The sequence below is a fragment of the Ruegeria sp. CDSA020 genome, from assembly GCF_059612345.1.
Genome location: NZ_JBXWQK010000003.1, coordinates 208,025 through 225,566, shown reverse-complemented (window position 1 = coordinate 225,566; position 17,542 = coordinate 208,025). Strand labels below are relative to the sequence as shown.

The 17,542-nt window shown below is 58.7% G+C and carries 21 protein-coding genes; 3 read left to right on the top strand and 18 right to left on the bottom strand.

Annotated features, from left to right (window positions below):
- Positions 1 to 5: 5 nt before the first annotated feature.
- From AC2FJW_RS06570 to AC2FJW_RS06500, 15 genes are all read right to left on the bottom strand, one after another.
- On the bottom strand, positions 6 to 3,968 hold the full coding sequence (locus AC2FJW_RS06570; protein ID WP_496749550.1) for a baseplate multidomain protein megatron: 3,963 nt from the start codon (positions 3,966 to 3,968) through the stop codon (positions 6 to 8).
- Positions 3,969 to 4,415, bottom strand: coding sequence for a C40 family peptidase (locus tag AC2FJW_RS06565; RefSeq protein WP_496700530.1), 447 nt, complete (start codon positions 4,413 to 4,415; stop codon positions 3,969 to 3,971).
- On the bottom strand, positions 4,412 to 5,299 hold the full coding sequence (locus AC2FJW_RS06560; RefSeq protein ID WP_496749549.1) for a phage/gene transfer agent baseplate hub protein: 888 nt from the start codon (positions 5,297 to 5,299) through the stop codon (positions 4,412 to 4,414). Before AC2FJW_RS06560 ends, AC2FJW_RS06565 begins: the two co-directional genes overlap by 4 nt.
- A complete protein-coding gene (locus tag AC2FJW_RS06555) occupies positions 5,299 to 5,931 on the bottom strand; it encodes a phage distal tail protein, Rcc01695 family (RefSeq protein WP_496749548.1) in 633 nt (210 codons plus the stop codon). Before AC2FJW_RS06555 ends, AC2FJW_RS06560 begins: the two co-directional genes overlap by 1 nt.
- A 15-nt stretch (positions 5,932 to 5,946) precedes the next feature.
- Positions 5,947 to 6,609 carry an RcGTA-type gene transfer agent tail tape measure protein gene (locus AC2FJW_RS06550; protein WP_496749547.1) on the bottom strand — a complete coding sequence of 221 codons (663 nt, stop codon included), beginning with the start codon at positions 6,607 to 6,609 and terminating at the stop codon, positions 5,947 to 5,949.
- Positions 6,596 to 6,805 carry a rcc01693 family protein gene (locus AC2FJW_RS06545; protein ID WP_496695809.1) on the bottom strand — a complete coding sequence of 70 codons (210 nt, stop codon included), beginning with the start codon at positions 6,803 to 6,805 and terminating at the stop codon, positions 6,596 to 6,598. The genes AC2FJW_RS06550 and AC2FJW_RS06545 overlap by 14 nt, the downstream gene beginning before the upstream one ends.
- Positions 6,802 to 7,122 carry a gene transfer agent family protein gene (locus AC2FJW_RS06540; RefSeq protein ID WP_496749545.1) on the bottom strand — a complete coding sequence of 107 codons (321 nt, stop codon included), beginning with the start codon at positions 7,120 to 7,122 and terminating at the stop codon, positions 6,802 to 6,804. The genes AC2FJW_RS06545 and AC2FJW_RS06540 overlap by 4 nt, the downstream gene beginning before the upstream one ends.
- Before the next feature lie 2 nt (positions 7,123 to 7,124).
- A complete protein-coding gene (locus AC2FJW_RS06535) occupies positions 7,125 to 7,538 on the bottom strand; it encodes a phage major tail protein, TP901-1 family (RefSeq protein WP_496749544.1) in 414 nt (137 codons plus the stop codon).
- Positions 7,539 to 7,558: 20 nt separating this feature from the next.
- Positions 7,559 to 7,972 (bottom strand): DUF3168 domain-containing protein, encoded by a 414-nt coding sequence (locus tag AC2FJW_RS06530; RefSeq protein WP_142633186.1) that lies wholly within the window; start codon positions 7,970 to 7,972, stop codon positions 7,559 to 7,561.
- Positions 7,969 to 8,307, bottom strand: a complete 339-nt coding sequence (locus AC2FJW_RS06525; protein WP_142633184.1) for a phage head closure protein — start codon at positions 8,305 to 8,307, stop codon at positions 7,969 to 7,971. Before AC2FJW_RS06525 ends, AC2FJW_RS06530 begins: the two co-directional genes overlap by 4 nt.
- Entirely contained in the window at positions 8,304 to 8,903 is a 600-nt protein-coding gene (locus AC2FJW_RS06520) for a head-tail connector protein (RefSeq protein WP_496691059.1), read from the bottom strand. Before AC2FJW_RS06520 ends, AC2FJW_RS06525 begins: the two co-directional genes overlap by 4 nt.
- 171 nt (positions 8,904 to 9,074) lie before the next feature.
- Positions 9,075 to 10,253 (bottom strand): phage major capsid protein, encoded by a 1,179-nt coding sequence (locus AC2FJW_RS06515; protein ID WP_496749542.1) that lies wholly within the window; start codon positions 10,251 to 10,253, stop codon positions 9,075 to 9,077.
- A 35-nt stretch (positions 10,254 to 10,288) separates the two neighbouring features.
- Positions 10,289 to 10,834 carry an HK97 family phage prohead protease gene (locus tag AC2FJW_RS06510; RefSeq protein ID WP_496749694.1) on the bottom strand — a complete coding sequence of 182 codons (546 nt, stop codon included), beginning with the start codon at positions 10,832 to 10,834 and terminating at the stop codon, positions 10,289 to 10,291.
- A 26-nt stretch (positions 10,835 to 10,860) separates the two neighbouring features.
- On the bottom strand, positions 10,861 to 11,079 hold the full coding sequence (locus AC2FJW_RS06505; protein ID WP_496749541.1) for a GTA head formation protein, RCAP_rcc01685 family: 219 nt from the start codon (positions 11,077 to 11,079) through the stop codon (positions 10,861 to 10,863).
- Positions 11,072 to 12,235 carry a phage portal protein gene (locus AC2FJW_RS06500; protein WP_496749539.1) on the bottom strand — a complete coding sequence of 388 codons (1,164 nt, stop codon included), beginning with the start codon at positions 12,233 to 12,235 and terminating at the stop codon, positions 11,072 to 11,074. Before AC2FJW_RS06500 ends, AC2FJW_RS06505 begins: the two co-directional genes overlap by 8 nt.
- 404 nt (positions 12,236 to 12,639) lie before the next feature.
- Here AC2FJW_RS06500 and AC2FJW_RS06495 point away from each other — a divergent pair, with 404 nt between their 5' ends.
- Entirely contained in the window at positions 12,640 to 13,005 is a 366-nt protein-coding gene (locus AC2FJW_RS06495; protein ID WP_496749538.1) for a hypothetical protein, read from the top strand.
- Positions 13,006 to 13,148: 143 nt separating this feature from the next.
- Here AC2FJW_RS06495 and AC2FJW_RS06490 read toward each other — a convergent pair whose 3' ends face one another.
- From AC2FJW_RS06490 to AC2FJW_RS06480, 3 genes are all read right to left on the bottom strand, one after another.
- Positions 13,149 to 14,519 (bottom strand): DNA-packaging protein, encoded by a 1,371-nt coding sequence (locus AC2FJW_RS06490; protein WP_496749537.1) that lies wholly within the window; start codon positions 14,517 to 14,519, stop codon positions 13,149 to 13,151.
- Positions 14,428 to 14,772 (bottom strand): hypothetical protein, encoded by a 345-nt coding sequence (locus AC2FJW_RS06485; RefSeq protein ID WP_496749535.1) that lies wholly within the window; start codon positions 14,770 to 14,772, stop codon positions 14,428 to 14,430. Before AC2FJW_RS06485 ends, AC2FJW_RS06490 begins: the two co-directional genes overlap by 92 nt.
- A 206-nt stretch (positions 14,773 to 14,978) precedes the next feature.
- Positions 14,979 to 15,356 carry a VOC family protein gene (locus AC2FJW_RS06480; protein ID WP_496749534.1) on the bottom strand — a complete coding sequence of 126 codons (378 nt, stop codon included), beginning with the start codon at positions 15,354 to 15,356 and terminating at the stop codon, positions 14,979 to 14,981.
- Positions 15,357 to 15,396: 40 nt separating this feature from the next.
- Here AC2FJW_RS06480 and AC2FJW_RS06475 point away from each other — a divergent pair, with 40 nt between their 5' ends.
- Both AC2FJW_RS06475 and AC2FJW_RS06470 read left to right on the top strand, forming a co-directional pair.
- A complete protein-coding gene (locus tag AC2FJW_RS06475) occupies positions 15,397 to 15,933 on the top strand; it encodes a winged helix-turn-helix transcriptional regulator (RefSeq protein ID WP_496749533.1) in 537 nt (178 codons plus the stop codon).
- Between the two features lie 317 nt (positions 15,934 to 16,250).
- Positions 16,251 to 17,513, top strand: coding sequence for a DEAD/DEAH box helicase (locus AC2FJW_RS06470; protein ID WP_496749532.1), 1,263 nt, complete (start codon positions 16,251 to 16,253; stop codon positions 17,511 to 17,513).
- Positions 17,514 to 17,542: the final 29 nt, after the last annotated feature.

Below are 17,542 nucleotides of genomic sequence, written 5' to 3'. Positions count from 1 at the left end.
CGCGCCTATCCGACCTGCAGCCTGACAGGCAATCCGGGTCCGTAAGCCGCAGATATCTGCGAAATCGACACCTCATAAGACCCTGTAACAGTATCCGTGGCCTTCATGGATGACGTATAGTGCCAATCCGGCTGGGCAACGACCTCTTCGCGGATCAGGCTACCATTCTGCCGGACCTGAACAAGGTAGGCTTCGGTTTCTTCATTCAACGGCACATCCAGCCCGGACCAGTCATCGCCATCCAGACGTGTCCGCCGCACCCATGAGAACACGTCCCTCGAGCTGGATTGCTGCACGCGAAGATGAGAGGGGGCATAGGGCCGCAAACCATTGCCTTCAAAGGCCTCGACCAGATGCTCGTAAGAGGGATCTTCATACCCTCTGGTTGCAGGGCCAATGCGATAATGTTTGGTCAGGCCACGTTCCGACCGCAACAACCCTGTCTGGAAGACACGTTCGTCCAACAACACGAACATTGATCCTTCGGGCCAGAGATCGGGCATAATCGCATCTGTCCCCAGCTGACCGCGCAACCGCCCGGACACGGAGTAGGCACCTGTCGATTGCAAAGCCGCATCCGCGAATTGGAACACCTCCCAGTTGTCCGGCGTTCCGTCGCCAATCGCCGCAAGATTTGCCCCGCTTAACAAGGCAGACCGTGGACGAGATTCCAACAGGCCATCTACCAGATTGACCTGCAAGGCATCGCCCTCGTCCCAAAGTCCGGCACTGGCCCTTCGCATCGGGCTTTCGGTGAAACCTATGACGGTCTGCCCTGTAATCACCTGTTGCAGCACATAATCTTCGTCTCCGGGTGCGGCGTACACCGCAACGCTTCCTGGCCAGGGATCTGCTGCAACCGCAAGATATGGCGCATGCGGCACTTCGGAACCGGTGATCAGAGGCAGGTCCAAGAATACCGGCAGCACCGGCACCGGAGCGACAAATGGCTTCGTCGTAACTTCATCAGCGGGGGCATCTGGCGGTGTGTAAACGCCGGGCTCGATCCTGACAGCCTCGGCCAGTTGCATTTCGGCCTGTTCAAGCCTGTCAATGCGATAGCGCGCGTCCTGCCCACCACTGACCAGCCGCACAACATCCCCTGCCCCGACATTCAAAAGCGAAGGCGGTAATGCAAACCTAGCCGTTTCACGCGAGACACGCGCCTCACTCAGCCAGCGTTCCACCGTTTGACGCCCCTCGGCCCGCGTCATGGACAACGGCATCTCATTTACCGATACCGAATGGGTTTCATCATCAGGCAACACAGCCTCTTCCGAGGCTATTTCATGGTCAGCATCAGACTGAACAAAGCGCAGCCTGACACGGCCAGACATTTCCGCCTCAGCCTCGCGGCGATATTCCACGTGTCCGTCAATGTCCGAAGTGATGGCCAACTGCTCTTCATTCAGGGTCAGGGCACGTACGCCATCCCGCATCTGAAAGATCAGTTTTCCTTCGCGTTCAAGCGCATCGAAACCATACCGCAGCATGAGCGGTTGCAATGCCGAACGGGCATCCGAAACCTGTTCAACCGCATAGCCCTGAACGGAACCGTAAAGGCCCGAGACATCAATCTCGGTAACACCGGCAGCATGGCAAAGCTCGGTCACAACAGAGGCCAGCGTTCGTGAGCCGGAACGCCCATTAAGCCAATGGCCGCGGGCATAGTTGGCCCCATCGCTCCACTGGCTGCGCAGGTTTGGAAAGGTCGGATAGGGCCGCGCATCCCACGCCCAGACATAGGCATTGGACACGTCCACCATCGGGCCGCCATAGCTGGATGAAACTGGATTGATATCTGCGTCCGACCAATAGCCAAGAACCGCCCTGAGGTATTGCGTCTGCAGAAAGTCGTCCCGAAGCCCGTTTGAATATTTCGGCAACCCGGATTCTGAAGATTTAGGGTCTAGAAACTTGTTGGGCTGGTTGGTGCCTTTGTCTACTGCCGCACAACCGAGCTCAGTGAACCAGATGGGCTTGGACTCTGGCAACCAAAGAGTCGGGTTATCGCTACGCACACCATTGATTCGCTCGTGATGCGGTTGTGACCACCAGTTGCGAACGTCCTTATAACGCCAGATCCACGGCTCGTTATGTGAACCATCTCCGATCGGCGTACGGATTTGTGCCGCCTCTTCTTCGGGCGAGGCATAATACCAGTCATAGCCTTCGCCACCTTCGATGTTCCCACGCAGATAGGAAAGATCGTAGATGGATTTTGCGCCGGCATCCGCATCCACGTGATCTTCACCGTCCCGCCAGTCGGACAGAGGCATGTAGTTGTCGATACCGACGAAATCTATGTTGTCATCCGCCCAAAGCGGATCGAGGTGGAAGTAGCGATCCCCACTGCCATCATTTGGCTGGTAGCCGAAATACTCGCTCCAGTCCGCCGCATAACCGATCTTTGTGTCTGGCCCCAGAATACTACGCACTTGCCCTGCCAAAACGCGCAGCTGCTCAACGGCCGGAAATCCGTTTAGGCCACGAATCTGGGTAAGACCACGCATTTCCGAACTGATACAGAAGGAGTCCACCCCACCTGCCGCCTTACACAAGGCAGCGTAGTGAAGAATAAATCGACACAACCCCCATTCCTGCGGGCCAGAGTAGGAAACCGTGCCGTTTCCGATAACAAAATCATCCGCTCGCGCCTGACCAAAGAAATCGGACACCTGAACATCGGCCTCTGCCATCTGGTCCGGAGACCCGTCCCGCCCAGGCGCAACGCTCAGGGTGATGCGACCGCGCCAGGGAAGGTGCGGCTGATCGCTGGCGTCTGACCAAGGGTCGGGCAATCCGTTTCCACCGATCTGATCCATCAGGATAAACGGGTAGAACATGATCCGCTTCCCCTCTTGCTTAAGGTGTTGGATCGCTTGAATGACCGACGCGTCCGCTGGTGTCGCGCCATAGACGGGCTCGTTATTTTCCTGACGAACGATCTGGGCGGTTGCCCTTGTCAGCCCCGCGACACCCCAGGGCATATTTTTGCCTTCGATACCATTTTGCAGAACCTTTGGTTGTATCTTGCATTGACCGCATCGCAGATCACTTCCGAACCAGGACACAACCAAAGAGGCGGCTTCACAGCCCGGAAGTTCACTTTTCAAGGCTTGTGTGGACGTCACGAGATCAGGCAAACCAGAGGTTGAATTCACATTGGCCGCCCAACTGCGGCCGCGGCCTTTTGTGTAATTCACCTGCTGGGACGCCAGTGCATATTCACCGGTCCCAGGCATTAGCGCCACGCCTCGTACAATACTTGACAGGGAATTTTCGGTATCAGGCAAACCAGGCTGCTCTTGCCGCACGACCTCGAACGAGAACTGCGGGACACGGTTTCCAAAAGCGCCCAGCTTCAAATTCTCGATCACAATATAGGCGGTGCCACGATAGGCCGGGACATTTCCAGTACCTTCGATTGCTTCGATCAACGGATCGGGCAGCTGATCGTCGGTGCCAGGATAGACGCGCATATTCAAACTGCTGCGCTCAATCTCTTCGCCATCCGCCCAGACACGCGGCACGTCAGATATTTGCCCCGCGCCCAACGCGACCGCTAATGAAACTGAATAGCTGTAGCTGTTGGTGGTCGTTGTAACCTCGGGCTGCTTGGGGGATCCCTTGCCACCCCCAACCGATTGCGTGGTAGAGCTGGTGCTGCGGGTTTCCAGAAAATCCGAAGCCCAGATAACCTGCCCCCCGACACGCATCCGACCAAAGATGTTGGCGACAGCGGCGCCCTCGCCCGTCTGAGTAAGGCGAAAACGGTCCAATCGGCCCGTTTCTACAACTTCGCTGCCGCTGCCCATGACCGACTGGCTCATCAAACGCTGGTCGATGACACGCCCAAGAGTGGCACCAATGGCACGGCCGATAACTGCCGTGGACAGCCCCGCAACCGTCCCGCCAATGGCCCCGCCAACAGCGGCACCCGCCGCAGACAGTAATATCGTCGCCATCTAGATATCCTCCGTGGGGAACTCAAAACAAGAAACAACCCGCCGTCGCCACGGGTCGCTTAGGGCGCTTTCAACAACGCCATGTCCGGAATAAGCGTGAATGAACCGAGGGATGTCTCGACAGGTGCTGACAATTCCCAAATGCTTGGCAACGCCACTTTCCCGCATACGAAACAGCAACACGTCTCCGACCGAAAACCATGCCGGATCTTTCTCGATGAGATGGCGGCGTGCTGCGGCCCACATACGCTCTTCGCCCTGTGGTTCAGACCAATCCATGCTATAGATTGGGACGGCCTCAGGTTCGTGCCCGAGCACAGCGCGCCATACGCCACGCAGTAGTCCCAGACAGTCCGTTCCGGTGCCTCTTACAGACGCCTGATGGACATAGGGGGTGCCTAGCCAGCTTCTGGCCTCATCAACAATGCTTTGCTTTGTCGGGATCATCGTCTGCTGCCCCCCCTGTTTGCCCCGTTTTTCTTGGGAACCGCCATCACCCAATCTTCGGAAGGCGGGTCAGGAAAGCCCTGAAAATTCGTGATATTATTGAACTTCAAGCGGCAAGTCGTCATGCGCTTGTCGCAACCTGCGGTCAGCCTCACCCTGTCGCCCTCGGCCAATCCTCCGCTGATTGCAGACCACAGAACGACCGATCGACCTGTGTCGGTCTTTTGGTCCTTCTTGACCGCCCCCCACAGCCCAGCCGCACGGCCTGTCAGCACATCAAGCCGACCACGTTCGAACCATGTCTCAAGGTGAGTTTCCGCCCCTCGCAGCTGCAAAATACTGCCACCCGTCAAACCGACGATTTCGGCTTCGTCAGAATATCCCGGGGTATCGGTGTTGAACCCGCACGCCTTGTCGCCCAGCACGGCTGTGCAGGGCTTTTGGTAAATCCGGCCCAAAGGTCGGTTCAACTTATCTGTCAGACCCCGCAGTTCGGCGTGAAAAGCCCCACCTACCCGTCGCAATTCACCAATTGATCCGCGGAACTGCAACATTCGCTGCGATGGATCGGCCCAGTTCACAAGCCATGCCCGCACCTCGGCCCCGTCGAAACGACCGGATTCGATATCTTCTTCGGTTACCGCGACATCCGATAACGCCCCCATTGCTTCCGAGTTATCAATGGACAGCCCCGTTGCCTGCTCGATCGCGGCCGCCGTCAGACCCGAACTTGCATTGAAGTCCAGGCCTTCAAAGCTCAGCTTCAGGTCATGGTCGGTAAAGCCAAACTGAACACCGTCTGTGCGCGTAATCACCCAACACCGACAGGTCGTTGTCAGACCACTCTGCAGATGGGCCTGCAGTGCCTGTTTGTCACCCGCCATCAGACACGCACCTCGACCACTGGCACGTTCGGAACGTCCCCTGCCTGAAAACTCGCGACACTTGTCTGGATCTTGTCGGTGTCAAACCTCACTGGCACATCGAATTCAAAGCCGGCGGTGATATCAACCCGTTCAGGCGGAGGCGAATAGAACGTGACCAACCCCGAGTTCAGATCCACCTCGAAGTCGACACCTTCACGCATCTCATCCTGCTCGACGCCCACGCGGACGGTTCCCAATACGGGTTTGACGACCGGCCTTACATAACAGAATCCACCCGAGGAATAGGTCTTTACCAGCTGGAATTCTGTCGCTACGCCATCACCTTGCGCAATGATCTGGTCGCCTTGGGCAACTTCGCCCGTAGCCGCACCAGATTTGAAATCGGACCAGTCTTTCCAGCGAAATCCAAACATCTGCCCCTGCCTCGCCTCGAAGAACGAGATCAACGTTTCGATGTCATCCAAGGATCGCATACCCAGACCGGCATCATAGCGACGCCGCGAATGCGCCCAGGGGGTATTGCGCTCTTCGAACCCGTTCGCCAGCGTCACAATATCCGTGCGCCTCTCGGGCCCACCGACCGAACCAAAACTCAGGCTGGCCGGAAATCTCACCTCGTGGAAATTCATGGTCTGCTCCCTGATCTACCTATTGCGATTGCCACGGCCCAGCGCGCGGCTCATCTGGGCCGCGATCTGGCTTTGGCTTCGACGGAAACCCTGCACGTCCGGGGTCGTGATGTTCATCACCACGTTCACCGCAGAGCCTCCGCCAGACATGCGCACGCCCAACTTCCCATCGGTACCGCGGGCCAGCGGCATGATGGCCTCGGGGCCAGCCTCGCCCATCAGCCCGGTGCCGCCACGCATTGGAAACGTGGTTGGACTGCTGATCACTCCGCCGTTGGCAAAGGGCATCACCCGTCCTTGGCTGAAGCTGCCGCCGTCAGCAAAAGGAAGAATGCCCTTCACAAAACCTCCGATCCCATTGGCTAGAAGGCCGCCGAAATGATCCGTGACCGGTTTGATCGCAGCAGAATAAGCGGTACGGATCATCGAGTTCTTCAACACGTCCAGCGCATCGGACAGGTTCATTCCGTCCATCACGACGCCATCGAACGCCCGTCGCAGGCCACCGGACATGCCACGCTCCAGCGTTGCAACATCCTTGCCCGTTTCCTCAAAGGCTGCTTTGATGCGCTTCATCTGCCCATCAAATGCCGCAGCCATCGATGCCGCATCACCCAACGAGTCGCCAAGCGCCTCGCCCCGCTCCTGCAGGTCTTCCAACCCGTTACGATCCGTCATCACGCTCTCCTTTTGTCTTGTCCGGATAGGCCGCCAGCAACGCATCCAAACCCATTCTGTTCATCGAAGGCATGCCCGCGCCATGCCCCAGCATCAGCCGCAACTCGGCCGGGGTAAGGCTCCAGAATTGATCCGGTGTCAGGCGTAGGCTGAGGTATCCGGCCCGCATCAATGCGGGCCAGTCGAACCCGCTCATGCCTGCCCCGGCACCATGAAGGCCCTTGCCAACAACTCGGCCGCAGCACACGCGCCGTGCATTGGCCCCCCCTCAATCTCGGCACTTAGCAGATCGGTGCGGGTGACATTGGCCCCGCCCCCCCGCAGTCCGGCGACGATAAGCGCCAGAACATCACCGCTGGAATAGGCGCCGCCTTCGAACCTTTGCACCAGTTCAACCAGTGTCCCTGTGCCCAATTCCCGTTCCAGTTCCGCCAAAGCGCCCAACGTCAGCTTCAGAACTCGTTGCTCTCCATCGATGGTCAGTGCCACCTCACCTGTCCACGGATTGGCCATCGTTACAGCGCCGTAAAGGCCAGAGCACCGGCGCTTGCCATGCTCATTTCATAGGTCGCTTCGCCATTGTGAGAGCCCGCATATTCGATGCCGGTCACCTGGAACGCACCCTCAACAATCCCGAAATCCGGGATGATGATCTGGAAACCCGGTGTCTCACCGTCAAAGAACAGCTGTCGCGCGCGCTCATCCGTTCCCGCGTCCTTGAATACGCCCGAGCCCGAAATCGAGGCCGACTTGACCCCCGCGCCCGACAAAAGCTCGCGCCAACCACCCTGGCTTTCCAGGCTGGTCACATCGACACTTTCCGCGTTGAAACTGACCCGCGTGGCACGCAGCCCCGCAATGGTCTCGAACAGACCTGAGCCGTTCATATCCACTTTGACCAACAGGTCTTTTCCGTTCTGGGCAGTCATTTGCTCTCTCCGTTGATTGCTTAATCGTCTTCCACGCGGGCGCGGAATTTCAGGTCGATCTGGCGGATCGCGCCGCCCGTTCCGGTCCGACGGGCGGAGGCACGTTCGAACCACAGCCCGACCAATCGGCCTCGATCCAGGGTCAGCCCCGCACTGTCCAGGGCGTCACAAACTGCCCCCGCCAGCGTTTTTGCTGCACCGAACCCGGCAGCTTCGGACACGACGGACACCGTGAAACGATGGACGGCACCGGTCCCCGATCGGTCCGAGGCATCGCGCACCTCTTCCGGGCCCAGCGTCACATAGGTTTGCGGAACTGAACCCGCTGGAACGGCGTCATAGATCGCTCCACCTGAAAGAGTGCTGATCTGTGTGTCTTCCGACAATTTCTGGTAAATTGCCGCCTGCAACGCGGCTGAAACGCCATAGCTCATACCGCCACCTCCTCATCCGCAAAGCAGATCAAGTACTGGCCGCGCAGGTCCCGCTCGGCGACGGCGCGGATAACGAAACGGCGTGTGCCTTCCGCAAACCGCTGATCCGGCGAGGGGCGCATGGTCGATCCTTCGGGCGCGCCACGAACCACAATCCGGTAGCCGACACGCGAAACCGGCAACCCTGCAACATTTCGCTCTGACCCGCTGCGCGCAGTGACTTCGGCCCAAACCGAGCCCAAGGCGACCCATGTTTCCAGATACCCACCGGCGCCATCAGCGGTGCGCACGGAGGATTCAAGCAACAGTTTTCTATTCAGCCGGGGCGCCTTCATTGGGCCACCCCTGCACCAAAACGAACCACACGATAGCGTTGGATCAGGCTGGTCACGCCAAAGGGCATACAGCCGGCACCCAACGTGGTCTCATCCCGGTATTCATAGTAATGCGCGGCCAACAGCAGAACCGCCTGCCCAAGATCTGCCGGTAAGCTTGACCATTCCCCGGCAATACCGGCGATAAACGCGATCTTCACGGATCCGCCGGTCGAAATAGCGGGCAAGACAGCCCCGGCAGGGCGTATCCGCGGGCGCTGGCTATCGCGATCCAATCTGTATCTGTCAGACGAAACGGCGGTTTCAGTACCCGCTGCATCCGTCAAACTGACCGTATTGATGGTCGAGACCGGCGCCACAGGCAGCACTTCTCCCGCAGGGTCACGCCAACTGTTAAGGCTCCAGGAAAACTCACGCGTGATAAGTACCTTCCCGGTACGCGCCTCAATCGCAGCAATCGCCGCCCTTAAGAAGCCCTTGAGCACTTCATCCTGCACGCTGGCACCAGTAAAGCCTGTTCCCAGCCTCAAATGCGCCTTGAACTGATCCACCGGCAGCGCCGCATCCGCGATGGCGGTTTCTTCGATCAACATCATCCATTCACTCCGCAATCTCGGACCCCTCCGGGGCCGTAACTTCAGGAATTGACGGGCACGCGCCGCCCCACGTTGCTCGGACGGAGGGGAGCAGCTAGACAACGCAGGGGTCTCACCCCGACCCGCGCCCGCCGCCCCGAGGGGCGAAGGCCCCCCGGGATTCAGCCCGCTTTAGGCGGTGCCGAATTTCACGAGTTTGATCGCAGCAAAGTCGCTGACATCACCGCCGACGCGCTTGGTCGCATAGAACAGGACATGCGGTTTGGCGCTGAAGGGATCGCGCAATACGCGCAGGTCCGGGCGCTCGGCGATGGTATAGCCCGCCTGGAAGTCACCGAAAGCAATCGAAAAGCTGTCGGTTCCCGCATCCGGCATATCTTCGGCGATCAGCACCGGATACCCCATCAGCCGCGCCGGCTCACCGGCCGCCAGACCGTCCGACCACAAGAAGCGGCCATCGCTGTCTTTCAGCTTGCGGATCAGACCAGCAGTTTTCGAGTTCATGACGAAGGTACCGTTGACCCGGTACTGCGCACCCAGCGCATAGACCACGTCCACAATGGCATCCGCTTCGACACCGCCATCGATACCGGTGGGGACATAGCCAATGTTACCCCAAGCCCAGACATCGTTGTCGACCTTGGCGTGATTCAGAATACCCTTGGGTTTGTCCGCGCCGTCGCCGTTGATAAAGGCCGAGGCCTCAGCACGTGCAAACTTGTCCGCGATACGACCGGCCAGCCAACCCTCGACATCGAACGCGCTGTCATCCAGCAGTCGCTGCGAGGCTTTGGGCAGTGCGCTCAGCTCGTGCAGCGGGATCGAGATCCGGTCAATCGACGGGGTGCTGGTTTCGCTCGCCGCAGCATTTTCATCTGCCCAGCCCGCACCGACATCCGTGTGGTCGATCAAAACATCGAACGAGTTCGCCTCGACATTTACGATCGAAGCAATCGAGCGGATAGAGGCCGTAGATTTCAGCACCGATTTGATGATCTCGGCGGTTTGCGGGTCAATCAGGTACCCACCGTCACTGTTCACAGCGCTCGAGAGGGATTTCACCTCCATCTCAAGCCCACGCAGGCCGTCATCCTCACCCGAACGCACATAGGCATCAAAGGCCTTCTGATGCGGTGCGCCGTCCTCGATTGAGGCCGCAAGATGCGGACGTGCCGCGATGGTTGATTTACGATCCAGCATGGTCAGTCGCTCTTCTGTCTGTTGCAATTTGGTCTTAACTTCAGCCTTGAGGCCCTTGAATTCGTTCACGAAGCCAGTCATCGCCTGCTTCACCTCCTGAACCAGGGGCACACCCTCTCCGGTCAAGGCCGGGGTTTCGGTCTTGCTCATCAGCACTTCCTTTTTGGGGGTGAGGTTTCGGCGCGCTAGGTTCGCGCCAGCTCCTGCCGGGCGTGATCAAACACCTCGGCAATACTGCGCCAGGTGTTCTCGGCCTCGGGGTCCACTCCCTTTGCCGCCACCCGCGCACTGGGCAACATCGGGAAGGTCACCAAAGACACTTCCCACAGCTCCAGTTCGGTCAGGACCCGCTGGCCCTTGTCATTCTTCACGGCGCGCTTGGTACGATAGCCAATCGACAGGCCATCCATTGCGCCCGCCCGGATCAACTCGGCCGCCTCGCGACCTTTCTGAGTGCTTTCCAGCAGACGTCCCTTGACCCATAAGCCCCGGTCATCCTCGTGCACCTCATTCCAGACACCAATGGGCTGCGCCGGGTCATGCTGCCAGAGCATCTTGACCCGTTGACCCGCTATGGCCAGCCCCTCAAGCGAACCGCGATACGCACCTTTCTGCACTACGTCACTGCCCTGATCTATCTGTCCAAACAGGCTGGCATAACCTTCGATCACCGCGTCCTCGGTCACCGAAAGACCCTCTCCGAACCGTGCGAACTTATGCTCCAATTCCATAAACTTCTCCATGTAACTTGCTGAATTCATGGCGTTACTGAAAGGAATGACTGAAACGCCTGCGCCAGGATCACCGCTGCCACGCCATACACCGTCAACCACAACCGCCTCTCCAGCCGCTTCATCATCTCTTCGATCTGATCCAGCCGCTGGCACAAATGCGCATGCTGAATCTCGGCCACCCGCTCATGCGCGGCCAGCCGCAAGCCTGGCGCGCAATCGAATGGCGGATATCCTTCAGCCATCCGCACGCTCCGGCAGCCCCAGCAAAGCACGCTTTTCTGCGTCAGTCAGGAACTCAGCCCCATTGACCCGCGACCAAAGCGCATCCCGCTCGGCGGACAACGCTGGAACCTGATCCAGATCGGGCTTCAGCATAAGCTCATCGCCGGTAAAGCCGGCCAACCACGCCGACACCGCCGCCGCCACCCGCGTCACCAGGGGCAGCACGGTCAGGCGGTAAAACGCCCGGTTGGCCTCCTGATAGTTCGAATAGGTCGCATCGCCCTGGATCCCCAGCAACATCGGCGGGACCCCAAAGGCCAGCGCGATCTCGCGGGCGGCGGCTTCTTTAGTCTTCTGAAACTCCATGTCCGAGGGCGAAAAGCCCATCGGCTTCCAATCCAGGCCCCCCTCCAGAACCATCGGACGGCCAGCATTCCGCGCCCCGCGATAGTTCTGCTCGATCTCATCGGACAATCGCCGGAACTGATCCTCGGCCATCACCCCATGGCCATCACCGCCCTTCCAGACCAGCGCCCCCGAAGGCCGCGCCGCATTGTCCAACAAGGATTTCGACCACCGCGACGCGCTGTTATGCACATCAATCGCCATCGCCGCCGCCTGCATCGGCGAAAACCCATAATGATCATCCTGCGGGTGGAACGATTTGATATGACAGATGTTTTCCGCTGTAAACCGATGCTTTTTGCCACCCACTGCATAATCATACGCCTTGGGCCACCCATCCGCGCCCGGCACCACACTCATCCGGTCCGAACGCAAGACGTGCAGCTCAACCGGCAGGCCTTCATCAGCCTGAACCGCCTCGACATAGGCATTGCCCGACAGCAGCAACTGCCCGAACAAAGCTTCCATCAACTCCGCCCGCCCCTGCGCAGCATTCGGACGGCGCATGAGGCTCAGGATCGGATGCACGTCATAACGCTGCGCCTGATCCTGCAGCACCAAAGGCAACGCCGCCGCCGCCTCAGCAATCAACTTGACCGAGCGAAACCCCACCGGGTTCCCCGAAAACCCCGTCCGCGTCAGCGACACCGCATCCCGAGGGCTCCACGCCACGCGCCCGCCCGTCTGCCATGCCACCACAGGCCCCGCCGCGCTCGCCTTCGCCTCGGGCGCTTCATCAGCCGATCCACGACGCAAGAAATCGAATACCATCTGTGCTCCTTTCTGCCGCCGCTCTGCCCGGCTTGTTGAAAGGAGTTATGAGGGAAAGAAGTTTAAGGCTTGGGAATGAGGCGTACGGGGGGTGGGCAACGGGATAGCTGTAGCTGCATTGACATGGGGCTACGCAGCCGAAACGAGTTCAAATCCTATGCTGATGACACTCCTGTCGAATCCGCAACTTCATGCAAGCAAGATCGGATCATTATGAGTAGTTTCTCAGCCTCCGGAACATAGTCCAACAGTATAGGATAGTATGTCCTGCCTAAGAGCATCGGATGGCCGGGATGGGATAGTCCAAGCCCGAATGGTTGCACCTGCTGTTCCGAAAGAAGAATGCCAACTTCAAGTGATGGATAAGGGCGGCTATCGACTATTGAATACGGAAACGTCGGTGAATGTTCACACGAAACGACATAGAGCCGGACACCAAGCCTCCAGTTTCTACCCCGCCGGCAAACAATTACCCGCCTGTTCGTAACAAAATAGGCCAAATTATACAGGACGTAGTGCCGCTGACTCGCGATGCTAAACGAAAAGACAACGAAAGCGAACGTTACTGCTCCGTATATCCAATACGCCTCAAAACGGCCAAACTCGGCATCGGCATTGATGAATGGAATAGTAGCCCACATGACGACCGAAGCGACCAACAGGAAAACATGAATCTTCCGCTCCTCACCTACCGCCTGAAAGAACTTGCGTCCGTATCCGGGTTCACCCGACCAGAGCAACTTTTCGCCGGGGGCGAGAATATCTTTTAAATCAAATCTGTTGGTACTGGTTACTGTGACTTTTTGCATAGCTTAGCCTTTAAACTGTCAAATCTGCAGAAACCAGCCGCAAACAGTTGATAGCAAAGCTTGGTTAAAGCTCTGTTGTCGTCATTCCTTCCTGATCGCTAAGCTCACAAACTCCTCACCCTCGGCCGTCGAAACGCCCTCGCAGGCCCGACAACCAACTCATGCAACGCCCAGACCAGTGCGTCGACCCGGTCGGGTGAGCCCTGACCCCCGAACCCCCGCGCGGTCATCTGGCACATCTGCTCCTCCAGCGCGCCCAGCCCAGCCACATGGCTTATCCGCCCCTGTTCGTACAAAGCCGCCACAGGCTCGGCCCGCGCAACCTTGCCGCGTGACGCTCGCACCGCGCGGTACGGGACCAAAGGGTCCACCTGCCGCACGACCTCTTCCACCAGTTGCCCACCCTGATTGACCTCGGCAACCAACCGCTCGGCCCCAAACTCATCCATCGCGTCAATCGCCGCCTGCGCCCAGCCCGCCGGGCCAACGCCTTGCACCGTCCGGTCAGCCAAGACATAGCACCGCCAGTCCTCGGGCTGCCCTTTCAAGCACGCCCCAACGACGACGATCCCACAAGCATCCGCATCCGATCCCGCCGTCACCGCCGGGTCCAGCGCCACCACGATGCGGTCCAGCTCGGGCACCTGCGCGCAGCGCGCTGCCTCTAGCATAGAACCCGTCCACAGCGCCCCCTCGGCATCCGACAGCAGCACCCCGTCCAACTCCTGCCGCCCCAGCCGTGTACCGGCATAGCGCGCGCGCACCTCGGCTAGAAACGACCCCGCTAAATTGGCCCGGTTCGCCTCGGTCGGCGCATGGGTCTGCACCGTGGACGGCGACGCCAGCAGATCCTTCAAAACCTTCACATTGCGCGGCGTGGTCGTCACACAGACCCGGGGCTGGTCCCCCAACCGCAGCGCAAATTGCAACATGTCCCAGGTCTCGCCCCCCTTTTTCCACTTAGCCAGCTCATCCACCCAGGCCGCATCGAATTGCGGCCCGCGCAACCCCTCAGGATCATGGGCCGAGAACGCCTGCGCCTCGGCCCCATTTGGCCAGACTAGTTTTCGCTCTGACGCCCTCCAAATAGGTCGACGATCCGGTGGTGAGCATTGCAATATCCCACTATCGCCAAAGATCATCACGTCGCGCACCTGATCAAACGTCTCGCCAAGCAGAGCCACCCGGCGCGCCTTACCCGTGTCCAACGGCAAAGACCCCTCAACCATCGACCGAACCCACTCGGCCCCGGCCCGCGTCTTACCAGCGCCACGCCCCCCAATGATCACCCATGACCGCCAATCGCCCTCGGGCGGCAACTGATGCGGCAGAGCCCAGAACTCAAACAGGAAAGGGAGGGCACACAGCCCCCCCTCCCCGATCTCACTCAGAAATCTGTCCTGCACCGCAACAGGCGCGGAGGCGAGCCAGCCTGCACCCGATCTCAGATCGTGCCCGATCAAGGTCGAGCGCATAGCCCCCTTGGGCAATTCCGGCTTGTCTGTGATGTTGTTCGACAAAGCTTGTCTCCACTTTTTGGCAACTTCGGATCAGCCCCTCAAGCTGTCCCAGTTGCTTGCCTGTACCAGCAAGATCTGCATCCTCCCCGGCACCGATCTGCTTGCGCAGTTCTTCCGCTGCTTTGCGCAGATCGCGAATGGATGTCTCGAGCGACCGCAACAAGTCAGCCGTCTGGGAAATCCGCTCTTCCGGGGTAATTAAAGTCATGTTTGCGTATTGACCTCATGCGTGAGTTTTCTCCGCACGAGAGAAACGAAAAACGGCCGCCGGGTGTTACCCCGGGGCCGTTGCCCACTTCTTCTAGCATGACACAGTTCGTACCAAATTAAGTTCGAAAAGTCAATGAATTGCGCAACACCCACGCAACAGGGAACGTGCGGTGCAGGTTAATATTTTCTTCCCTGCCGGAGTCTTTAGCTGCTGCCAGTCAAATCCTGCGCCAGCATCAGCGCATTCATATCCGGATCATAAAACGTGGCCGTGCTGACCATCCCTTCGATCGTTTCCGTCGCACCATCGAAGGCCACCCCTGCGGCCTCTAACGCACTGCGGGCAGTGGTGATATCGGCGACCTCAAACACTGGAACGCAGTTCCCCGGCGAAGGCTCGGCCTGCTCTCCTAACCCCAATGTGACACCGTCCACATTGGTGTGCATCTCACTCCAACCCGCTTCATCTATGTGGTGGGCAAGTTCAAACCCCAGTTTGTCATTGAACCATTCAGCGCTGGCATGGCGATCCCGAACCGAAATCGCAAGGGTGATCGTGTTTTTCAAAGAAACAAGGGGCATCAATCTTTCCTTTTGAGCTAAATTATATTAACTATACTTTATGGACATTAATTTGCTTGTCAAGCTGACCTCCCGAGCTTGGTCGCTGAATATTCTGGCACTCATGCATTCCGGCACTCCTGGCAGGCAGGCCGCTCTGCTTGCTGCCACCAGCGCAGGAAGAACTGCCTTCTCAGCAAGCCTGGACCATCTCATACGCCTTGACCTGATCGAAAGGAATCCGGGTCACGGGCACCCATTGCGCCCTGAATTCCGATTAACCCTGCCGGGGATCGAAGCCGCCAGTATGGCCAGCGCAATCGTAAACGCCGTTCCGGATGACACCAAGTTCAAGTTCGTCCGCAAATCCTGGACCGTTCCAATCCTGGCGCTCACCGGCACTCCGCATCGCTTTTCCGCCATCAAATCAGATCTGGCAACAATCACGGATCGGGCGCTGTCCTCCTCCCTTCAACAACTAGAGGCGCTGAACTGGATCCGAAGGGACATTGAAACTGCCGCACGGATGCCCTTCCCGACATATCGAGCTGTGAGAACCGGGTCTGCGATCAACCAGGCGGTCAATCTAACCGCTTAAAGGTTGCAAACAGCCCACAACGATCCTTTTCGCCGGATGCGATCCCTAACGCACAGCTTGACATTCCGCCCCGCAACCTGCATGAGCCCCCTAACAAAGCGCTGACGCGTGAGCATTGGCAGGTCCGACCTGCTCCACAGCGCTCGATTCACCCTATAGTTCCCCTTCACGCAGGGTTCTGAATGCGACGGCCGGATGCCGCGGGAAACGCCTGTGCATCCAGAGTCTTAGCGTAACCCTGTTGGCATCGCATATTGCGCTGCTGATTTATGTCGTCCGTGGTGATCCAGTCACCAGGGGCAAAAAAGGAATGATATTTGTTCGACTTTGATATGCTGGGCCTGGCCCCGGCCCTGAACGACGCTTTGAAACGCGCCAATTTTTCACAACCCACTCCGATTCAGAACCAGGCTATCCCCATGGCATTGCAGGGGCACGATATTCTGGGCCTTGCCCAGACCGGCACCGGCAAGACGCTGGCTTTTGGCCTACCTCTGATCGACCACCTGCTGGCTCAGACCGGCAAGCCAGCGCCGAAAACCGCCAAGGCTCTGATCCTTGCCCCGACCCGTGAACTGGTCAACCAAATCGCAGATAGCCTGCGCAATTTGACCACGAATACGAAGCTGCGTGTGGCGACAGTTGTTGGCGGTCAGTCCATCAGTAGGCAGATTTCGTTTCTGGCACGCGGCACAGACATTCTGGTTGCCACCCCTGGTCGTTTGATCGACCTGATGGAACGAAGAGCGGTCGACCTCGGCTCGGTACGTCATCTGGTACTGGACGAAGCCGATCAGATGCTGGACATGGGCTTTATTCATGCTCTGCGCCGGATTGCACCGCAGTTGGGCACGCCCCGCCAAACGATGCTGTTCTCTGCCACTATGCCCAAGCAGATGGAAGAACTCAGCCAGGCCTACCTGACAAACCCGCAACGCATTCAAGTGTCCCCTCCGGGTAAAGCCGCCGACAAGATCACCCAATCGGTTCATTTCCTGAGCCGCGCGGAAAAACCGAGCAAACTGCGGGAGATTTTATCTGCGGATAAAGAAGCTCTGACGCTGGTGTTTTCGCGTACAAAACATGGCGCCGAGAAACTGATGAAGGGCCTAGTGGCCGACGGCTTCAACGCCGCCTCGATCCATGGCAACAAAAGTCAGGGACAGCGTGACCGGGCGATCAAAGCTTTCCGCGCAGGCGAAATAAATGTCTTGGTGGCGACAGACGTGGCCGCTCGCGGCATCGACATCCCGGGCGTTGCCTATGTCATCAACTACGACCTACCCGAAGTGCCGGATAACTACGTCCACCGCATTGGCCGAACCGCCCGTGCCGGCCGCGAAGGCGAGGCGATCGCTTTCTGTGCACCGGATGAACTGGATCAACTGAAGCAGATTCAGAAACTGATGAAAATTGAGGTTCCGGTCGCCAGCGGCACAATGCCCGAGTTCGCCGAACCCGGAAAATCGCGGAAAGGCGGAGGGTTCCGTCGCCGTGGTCCAAAGCCGCAAGCAGCTAACAAGTCGGGCAATCCCGGAGGCCCAAAACGTCGGCGACCGCGTCGATCCTCCGCCGCCTAAATCTAAAAGGCGCCGCTATTCGCGGCGCC

Bases quoted from the DNA above. Each gene is read 5' to 3' on its own strand.
- AC2FJW_RS06570 (WP_496749550.1), bottom strand. From the start codon at position 3,968: ATGGCGACGATATTACTGTCTGCGGCGGGTGCCGCTGTTGGCGGGGCC.
- AC2FJW_RS06565 (WP_496700530.1), bottom strand. From the start codon at position 4,415: ATGATCCCGACAAAGCAAAGCATTGTTGATGAGGCCAGAAGCTGGCTA.
- AC2FJW_RS06560 (WP_496749549.1), bottom strand. From the start codon at position 5,299: ATGGCGGGTGACAAACAGGCACTGCAGGCCCATCTGCAGAGTGGTCTG.
- AC2FJW_RS06555 (WP_496749548.1), bottom strand. From the start codon at position 5,931: ATGAATTTCCACGAGGTGAGATTTCCGGCCAGCCTGAGTTTTGGTTCG.
- AC2FJW_RS06550 (WP_496749547.1), bottom strand. From the start codon at position 6,609: ATGACGGATCGTAACGGGTTGGAAGACCTGCAGGAGCGGGGCGAGGCG.
- AC2FJW_RS06545 (WP_496695809.1), bottom strand. From the start codon at position 6,805: ATGAGCGGGTTCGACTGGCCCGCATTGATGCGGGCCGGATACCTCAGC.
- AC2FJW_RS06540 (WP_496749545.1), bottom strand. From the start codon at position 7,122: ATGGCCAATCCGTGGACAGGTGAGGTGGCACTGACCATCGATGGAGAG.
- AC2FJW_RS06535 (WP_496749544.1), bottom strand. From the start codon at position 7,538: ATGACTGCCCAGAACGGAAAAGACCTGTTGGTCAAAGTGGATATGAAC.
- AC2FJW_RS06530 (WP_142633186.1), bottom strand. From the start codon at position 7,972: ATGAGCTATGGCGTTTCAGCCGCGTTGCAGGCGGCAATTTACCAGAAA.
- AC2FJW_RS06525 (WP_142633184.1), bottom strand. From the start codon at position 8,307: ATGAAGGCGCCCCGGCTGAATAGAAAACTGTTGCTTGAATCCTCCGTG.
- AC2FJW_RS06520 (WP_496691059.1), bottom strand. From the start codon at position 8,903: ATGATGTTGATCGAAGAAACCGCCATCGCGGATGCGGCGCTGCCGGTG.
- AC2FJW_RS06515 (WP_496749542.1), bottom strand. From the start codon at position 10,253: ATGAGCAAGACCGAAACCCCGGCCTTGACCGGAGAGGGTGTGCCCCTG.
- AC2FJW_RS06510 (WP_496749694.1), bottom strand. From the start codon at position 10,834: ATGGAATTGGAGCATAAGTTCGCACGGTTCGGAGAGGGTCTTTCGGTG.
- AC2FJW_RS06505 (WP_496749541.1), bottom strand. From the start codon at position 11,079: ATGGCTGAAGGATATCCGCCATTCGATTGCGCGCCAGGCTTGCGGCTG.
- AC2FJW_RS06500 (WP_496749539.1), bottom strand. From the start codon at position 12,235: ATGGTATTCGATTTCTTGCGTCGTGGATCGGCTGATGAAGCGCCCGAG.
- AC2FJW_RS06495 (WP_496749538.1), top strand. From the start codon at position 12,640: ATGTTCACACGAAACGACATAGAGCCGGACACCAAGCCTCCAGTTTCT.
- AC2FJW_RS06490 (WP_496749537.1), bottom strand. From the start codon at position 14,519: ATGCGCTCGACCTTGATCGGGCACGATCTGAGATCGGGTGCAGGCTGG.
- AC2FJW_RS06485 (WP_496749535.1), bottom strand. From the start codon at position 14,772: ATGACTTTAATTACCCCGGAAGAGCGGATTTCCCAGACGGCTGACTTG.
- AC2FJW_RS06480 (WP_496749534.1), bottom strand. From the start codon at position 15,356: ATGCCCCTTGTTTCTTTGAAAAACACGATCACCCTTGCGATTTCGGTT.
- AC2FJW_RS06475 (WP_496749533.1), top strand. From the start codon at position 15,397: ATGGACATTAATTTGCTTGTCAAGCTGACCTCCCGAGCTTGGTCGCTG.